At 65.9% G+C, this 6,362-nt stretch carries 6 protein-coding genes; 4 read left to right on the plus strand and 2 right to left on the minus strand.

Features of this window, described 5'->3' with window-relative positions; genetic code table 11:
* Positions 1–147: 147 nt before the first annotated feature.
* Positions 148–819, minus strand: a complete 672-nt coding sequence (locus UWG_RS0127080; RefSeq protein WP_237720305.1) for a pentapeptide repeat-containing protein — start codon at positions 817–819, stop codon at positions 148–150.
* Between the two features lie 110 nt (positions 820–929).
* On the opposite strand from UWG_RS0127080, the gene UWG_RS0127085 reads away from it, so the two are divergent.
* The 3 genes from UWG_RS0127085 (at position 930) to UWG_RS0127095 (ending at position 3,559) form a co-directional block, all read left to right on the plus strand.
* Positions 930–1,916, plus strand: coding sequence for an alcohol dehydrogenase catalytic domain-containing protein (locus tag UWG_RS0127085; RefSeq protein WP_016910332.1), 987 nt, complete (start codon positions 930–932; stop codon positions 1,914–1,916).
* 121 nt (positions 1,917–2,037) lie between these two features.
* Positions 2,038–2,553 carry a hypothetical protein gene (locus tag UWG_RS0127090; protein WP_016910333.1) on the plus strand — a complete coding sequence of 172 codons (516 nt, stop codon included), beginning with the start codon at positions 2,038–2,040 and terminating at the stop codon, positions 2,551–2,553.
* A 421-nt stretch (positions 2,554–2,974) separates the two neighbouring features.
* Positions 2,975–3,559, plus strand: coding sequence for a hypothetical protein (locus tag UWG_RS0127095; protein ID WP_016910334.1), 585 nt, complete (start codon positions 2,975–2,977; stop codon positions 3,557–3,559).
* A 181-nt stretch (positions 3,560–3,740) separates the two neighbouring features.
* Here the strand turns inward: UWG_RS0127095 and UWG_RS33215 are convergent, their stop codons facing one another.
* A complete protein-coding gene (locus tag UWG_RS33215; protein WP_016910335.1) occupies positions 3,741–3,932 on the minus strand; it encodes a hypothetical protein in 192 nt (63 codons plus the stop codon).
* Positions 3,933–5,189: 1,257 nt separating this feature from the next.
* Here UWG_RS33215 and UWG_RS32445 point away from each other — a divergent pair.
* Positions 5,190–6,194, plus strand: a complete 1,005-nt coding sequence (locus UWG_RS32445) for a DUF2726 domain-containing protein (RefSeq protein WP_078495753.1) — start codon at positions 5,190–5,192, stop codon at positions 6,192–6,194.
* Positions 6,195–6,362: the final 168 nt, after the last annotated feature.

The raw sequence follows: 6,362 nt of genomic DNA on the forward strand, positions 1-6,362 counted from the left end.
GCCTCGGCTGTCGGCATGCGCACGTCTCCGCTCCACTTTCGCGGTAAAGAGTGTTCGGGTCTGTCGGAAGAGCCCGGACAAGTCGCGATTCACGAACCGCCGCTCTTCCTCACACCCCAACCACCCACCCGCAGGGGCCGGTTGCTCCTACCCCTGCACCCGCAACCCGAGCTGGGCCGCGAGCACCGGCGCCAACTCCGTGAGCTGAACCGACGAGATCACCGCCCCCGAAAGGCGGTCGCTCCCCGAGGCGATGTCCAGCTCCACCGCTCCCCGCAGATCGACGTCCTGCAGCTCCGCGCCGGTCAGATCCGACCGTCGCAGCACGCAGCCGTCGAACGAGACCCTCCGCAACCGGGCCCCGGAAAAATCCGGTTCGACGAGGACGCATCCTTCGAAGGACACATCGGTCAACTCGGCCTGGCGCAGGTTGAGGAACTCGAGCTTGCCGCCGCGGATCAGCACCCGATCGAACGCGGCCCGCTGGAACTTGGTGCCGCCGAGCCGCGCGTCCCGCAGCTCCACGTCGCGGAGTTGCGCGCCGGCGAGGTCCGTGCCCACCCCGGAGACGGAGTCGAGGCGCGAGTCGAGGAAGCGGGCCCGCTCCAGCGCCGCCTCGTCGAGCCGGCAGCGGTAGAGGCCGCAGTCGAGGAACATCGTGCCGACGCCGGACTGCCCGCTCAGGTCCAGGTCCTCGAAGGCCACGCCGTCGTGATCGCCCTCGGGCCCCAACTCCCGTTCGCCGAAGGGGGAGAGCGGCGGAAGAGCCAACTCGGGCCTGCGGACGACCGGCATCTCTCGCTGCTGCCTCTGCACCATGCCCACCATCCTGCCGCCCACCACTGACAGCGCTTCCGACGCTTTACCTGTACCGCACTTCAAGTTGCAGGATGACGTGACCGACACCGACCACACCACCGGAGACCGCCATGCACGCCGTCCGCCTGCACGCTTTCGGCCCCGCGGAGAACCTCGTCCACGAGCAGGTGCCCGACCCGCCGCCGCCGGCGGACCACCTCCGCGTCGCCGTCGAGGCGGCCGGAGTCCACCTGCTCGACGCCGTCATCCGCCAGGGACGCGCCCTCGGCCCCTTCCCGCTCCCCGAACTGCCGACGGTCCCGGGGCGCGAGGTCGCGGGCACCGTCGACGCCGTCGGTCCCGGCGTCGACACCTCGCTCCTCGGCCGCCGCGTCGTCGCGCATCTGGGCCGCGCGCCCGGCGGCTACGCCGAACTCGCCGTCGTACCCGTCGAATCCGTCCACTTCGTTCCCGAACCGCTCTCCGCGGCGCAGGCCGTCGCGATGATCGGCACGGGCCGCACCGTCATGACCGTCCTCGACGGCGTCGAACTCACCGCAGCCGACACGGTCCTCGTCCTCGCCGCCGCTGGTGGGATGGGCGCGCTCCTCACCCAGTACGCACACCACCGCGGCGCCCGCACCGTCGCCGCCGCCGGCGGCCCGGAGAAGACCGCCCGCGCCCGCAGCCTCGGCGCCGATCTCGCCGTCGACTACAACCGCCCCGACTGGCCCGAGACCATCCGCACCGCTCTCGGCGCGCCCCGCCCCGTCACCCACCTCTTCGACGGCCCGGGCGGCGCACTCGCCCGCACCGCCACCACCCTGCTCGCCCCCTCCGCGATCCACCACGCGTACGGCGGCGCCTCCACCCTCGTCTCCCCGAACGCCGACGACGCCACCGCCGAGCAGGACGACACCGGCGACATCACCGTGCGCGGCCTCCCCGCGGCCCAAGTGCAGGAGCGCAAGCGCGAGTTCGAGGAGAAGTCCCTACGCCTCGCCACCGAGGGCGTCCTCACCCCGCTCGTCCACAGCTTCCCCCTGGCCGGGGCGGCGGCCGCCCACCGCGCGCTGGAGAGCCGGGGAACCGTGGGAAAGGTGGTACTGGTGCCCTGAGACGCCGGTTCCCCGGTCACCACCGATAGTCACAGAACCATCACTTCTCTCACGTACCCTCCACATCCCAACTCACCCAGCACTACGGTCACTCCACCCGAAACAGTCTTGGGGGGACGAGATGACCAACCCGAACACCGGCCCGATACCGCCGGCACCGAGACCGCCCGACACCCGCCCGCTCCACAAACGCGTCCTCGTATGGCTCGGCGGCTCCGCCCTGTTCCTCACGGGCCTGCTCATCGGGACCGCCGAAGACACCGGGCAACAGCCCGTCACCGACACGGCCAAGCCCGCAGCAACCGTCACCACCACCGCGACGCCCGAACCGGCCCCGACCGTCACCAGAACCGTCAAGGCCAAGCCGAAACCGGGCCCCACGGTCACCGTCACCGAACAGGCCCCCGCCGAGCCGGCCGGCACCGACGACGACAGCGCGGCCGCGGACAACACCGACGAGGACACCACCGCCGAGAACAACACCGGCTCCTGCACGCTCGTCTCGAACTCGGGCAACTGCTACTCGGCAGGCCAGTACTGCCGCAACAGCGACCACGGCGCCACGACCACCAACGCGGCCGGCAGAACGATCAAGTGCACGTACAGCTCCAACGCTTGGCGGTGGACTTATGCGTGAGGGGCAGTGCTCATGTCGTCGCCGGACGGGCGACGGCTGCGTGTCACCGGGCTGCTGCTGACGTGACGACGGGCGTCCCTCCAGGGTCGCCACGTGCGCCGAGCGCTCGAGTCGCTGCAGCCTGTTGCGGCCAAGGGCGCGATCGATCCACCGCCGTCGAGAACCGCCGAGGCCCCGCGCCCGTCCGGGTACGAAGTCTTCCGTTCGTGAAGCCGTTCTCGAGTGCGGAGGACGGGTCGAAAGACATCGGCGGTTACCGGAGTTGCCGTACCGCGTGCACAGCAATCCAGCTCTGTCGCCTGTAGGTCCATGCCCCCTGTTGTGCGCCGTCCGCGCCCTCGATGCGCTCTTCCAGGGCGCCTCGTCCCATTGCACGGTTGCAGTCGAGGACTGGCCTGCACCGCTGAGGAGGGGACAGCGCATGGGCTCAGTGAGCCAGTGGGCGAAGGACACCTTCGGCGAACTCGCAGGCGAGCTCGCCGACATCATCCCAGCCTGTCTCATACGCGCCCATGACCGCGCACGAGACGGCCATCAGGCGGTTCGCACCCGGACCCTTGAGGCATACGGCAATGGCCTGTACGCCGCGCAGTACGAGGAGTTGGCCCAAGGAGTCGCCCCCTACGGCGAACCGCTGCGCCTCCGTGGCCGCACCGTCATGCTGGTGAAGGGCCGCTTGCTCTACCCACTGTGCTACGACAAGCGGGATGTGCCTGTGACGACCGCCCGCCTTCGCAACTCGTACGGACTCCGTGCGGAGTTGATCCGGGAGTACGGCCCCAGCCCCATGCAACCTGAACTCGACCTTGGCCTGGAGGAGCCTGAAGAGTCCAAGACCATCCCGGAGCTGCTGAGGCGTCCCGACGTCGAGGGTCTCGTCCTCCTGCCCTACGCCTGCTCAATGGAACGAGGAGTGATGCGAGCAGAGTGGGGCACCGCCGAACTCCCACATGGCAGCCGGGAACTGGTCTGGCACCTGCACGACCCCCTGTTGCCCAACCGCTAGCGTTTCGGGAACCGAGCCTGGGAGTCGCGGGCGGCCGAAGGTTGTCCCGTATTTGACGTGTAGCTGTGCGCGGCCGGTGGGCGACTGGTCAGTGGCGAACTGCAGAGGCTGTACCAGAACGACGGGTCTCCGACCGAGATCTGCGCCGCCCGCCCCCGACAGGTGCCAGTGGTCCGAAATCTCAGAACCTCACCCGGGCCTTCGCCGTGCACACGATCCCGCTCCGGAACACCCGGTACACCACCAGCTCGCTGCTGGTCGCCATGAAGGTGCACCGCAAGGTGGCGCAACCGGTCTTGCTGCACTCCAAGTTCACGATGACCTTCGACGTGTACTCGGAGGCGGGTGACGAGGAGATCCGCGAGTCGTACAAGGCCTCTCCAGCGGCTTCGGCCAGAGTCCCGGAGAGTCATAGAGGTCTGTAGCGGCCTTGGCGGTTGCCGTAGGCACCGCGTCGCGTGTGGCTCCGTTCCCCGCGGCCGGGCACGGGACCCTCGCGCGCGAGGGTCCGCACAGGAACAGCCCGCCCCTCCACCTCCCTTGCCGCCCCTCAAGCGTTTCGACAACCCGCCCCGAGCTGCCACTTCGAGGGGGTTGCGCGGCTAACCCTCCACTGTCACATCCTCAGCACGTCCATCGGGGCCCCTGCACAGACCCGCAGGATTCACCCCACGAATACGTGCGTGGCGTCGTCTCACGCACTCGACACAGGAGGAAAACCGGATGGGCGAACGCTCGGACGTACACGAGGCCATGACTGCCGCGACAGCGGCAGGTCTCGCGCTGGTTGTCACCGTGCCCAATCCCGCGCTCGTCGCGCCGCTCACACTCGCAGCCACTGTGGCAATGGTGGTGCTCACCACTCTGCGGAGGTGACGCCTCAGCCCTTCTCCGGCTGCGCCGTCGACTGTCACATATGAGGGGCCGCCTCGCCCGCAAGCGGACGAGGCGGCCCCATAGACAGCGAAGTGAGCAGCCCGACGAGCTGTAGCGGTCGGTAAGGATCACCCCGGTTGCTGTACATCGCCACAGAGGCCCCATTCCAAAGTTCTGGTATGGGCCTCCAACCCGCAGAGCCGCCTGTCAAAGTCGAACCGACGACCTTCTGTTTACAAGCTGGAGATGGATGGGGCGGTGGAGGTCATACCGGCTGCTGCGGGGCGCGGGAGAGGCGGCGCCAGACGCCAACGGTCGCCGGGGTTGCTGTACTTCGCTGCTGTACCGCAACGGCCCGCCTGGACCTCGGCCACAGACAGCCCGCCACGACGGCGGTAGCGCCGGAGGACCAGGCGCGCGTGTGGCTCACCGCACCGGCCACCGGCATAGCCACGCTACCGAGCTGCTTGATTCTCGTAAGACTTGCAAGGAGGACTCTGGACGTCGGTTTCACACGCAAGAGCCGGTCGTTGTCAGCGTGGACGGCTACCGTAGCTCTACGACCGCGCTGAGCCGAGGAGGGACTTTTGACGGACAACATCGTCGGACGAGGGTGCGCCACTACCTTAATTTCTTGATACGCAATAATTGAAAACTATACTACCCTCCCCTGCTGGGCTGGGGTTTCACTCATGGGGGCTCACATATATTGGTTAGCCTGTCGCTGGCCTCTTATTTTTGACCGGAGGGGTTCGTGGAGCTTCGAGCGTTTGAAAATCAATCCGAGAAACGAACACGTAGGATTATAGAGATCGCCACTCGGGATACGGTTTATTGGGTCAACGCCAAGACTCGACTTGAAGACGTATTCGCCCCAAGTGAGGGAGATTCCAATCGCGAGCGAAGTTTTCTCCGCTATGCACACTTTGACTACACTCTTCACAGGCAAAGCTCAAGCGAAGCGATCTGGGCCTTCGAGTTTGACGGCCCAGGACACACCTCGGACCCGGACGTAATTCGACGGGACCTCCTGAAGAATCGGATCTGCGCTCGGGCGAACCTTCCTCTCCTCCGAATCGAAGATGATCTGCTTGCAGCGATTGATGGAATATCTCTTCTAGAGTGGCTGATTCGCCGCTGGATGATACACGAGAAGATTATGCCGCGCATGATCGAGGGTCGCGATAGAGCTGCCGCAGACTACTCCGAACAGGATTGGGGTGAATTCAAAGTAACGGACGGCATTTTCATCACTCCCCCAGAGTTGGATGTGAACTTCTTGTTCGATTTGACTAATCCGTACCCCCCGTTGCCGAAGGTATCTTTGCGACTCTTGAGGGACTACGGGATTCGGGAGGGGATGTCACTGGAGCTCGGTTCCGATAACCGGGAGGATAGCGTCCAATGCCTCGCCACCGAAGCAATCTGGGATATCTCCACTGGCGGCCCACTTCCCGATCTGAATAGTTACGGTCTTCACAGTCGATCCTATTGTGACGTACAATTGCGGCGCGCCGGTCAAGATTGGCTCAGTGAACCTGCATTCGAGGCGACCGGCGAGTATTTGGCACGTGTGGCATACCCTCTATTTTCGAATCAGCGCACGCTGTGTGAAACAGACCCGGAAACCCGTGAATTTGGAGTGTGCGGGCCGCCATATGGTGGGTCTCTCTGGGCTGCCGGTCCAATGATTGCGTGGTATAGGGCGCTGCGAGAGGTGGAGAAATGGGCAGCTAAGAATCTCCCGAGAGTTGCCTAGCCTTGGGTGAAAGAGTTTCTTGATCGCCGGATTTCGTGAGGCCACCAGCGCGTTTAGAGGGCTCAGATGGTCGGTGGAGCGGCTTTGGGCTGGAGCTGCTTTGGCGTGAGAGATCAGGGGACCTTACGCTCGCCAGCGGATCGGGCAGCCTCTGCCTGCCCGCGTAGT

The organism is Streptomyces xiaopingdaonensis (assembly GCF_000262345.1).
GTDB classification, from domain to species: Bacteria; Actinomycetota; Actinomycetes; order Streptomycetales; family Streptomycetaceae; genus Streptomyces; species Streptomyces xiaopingdaonensis.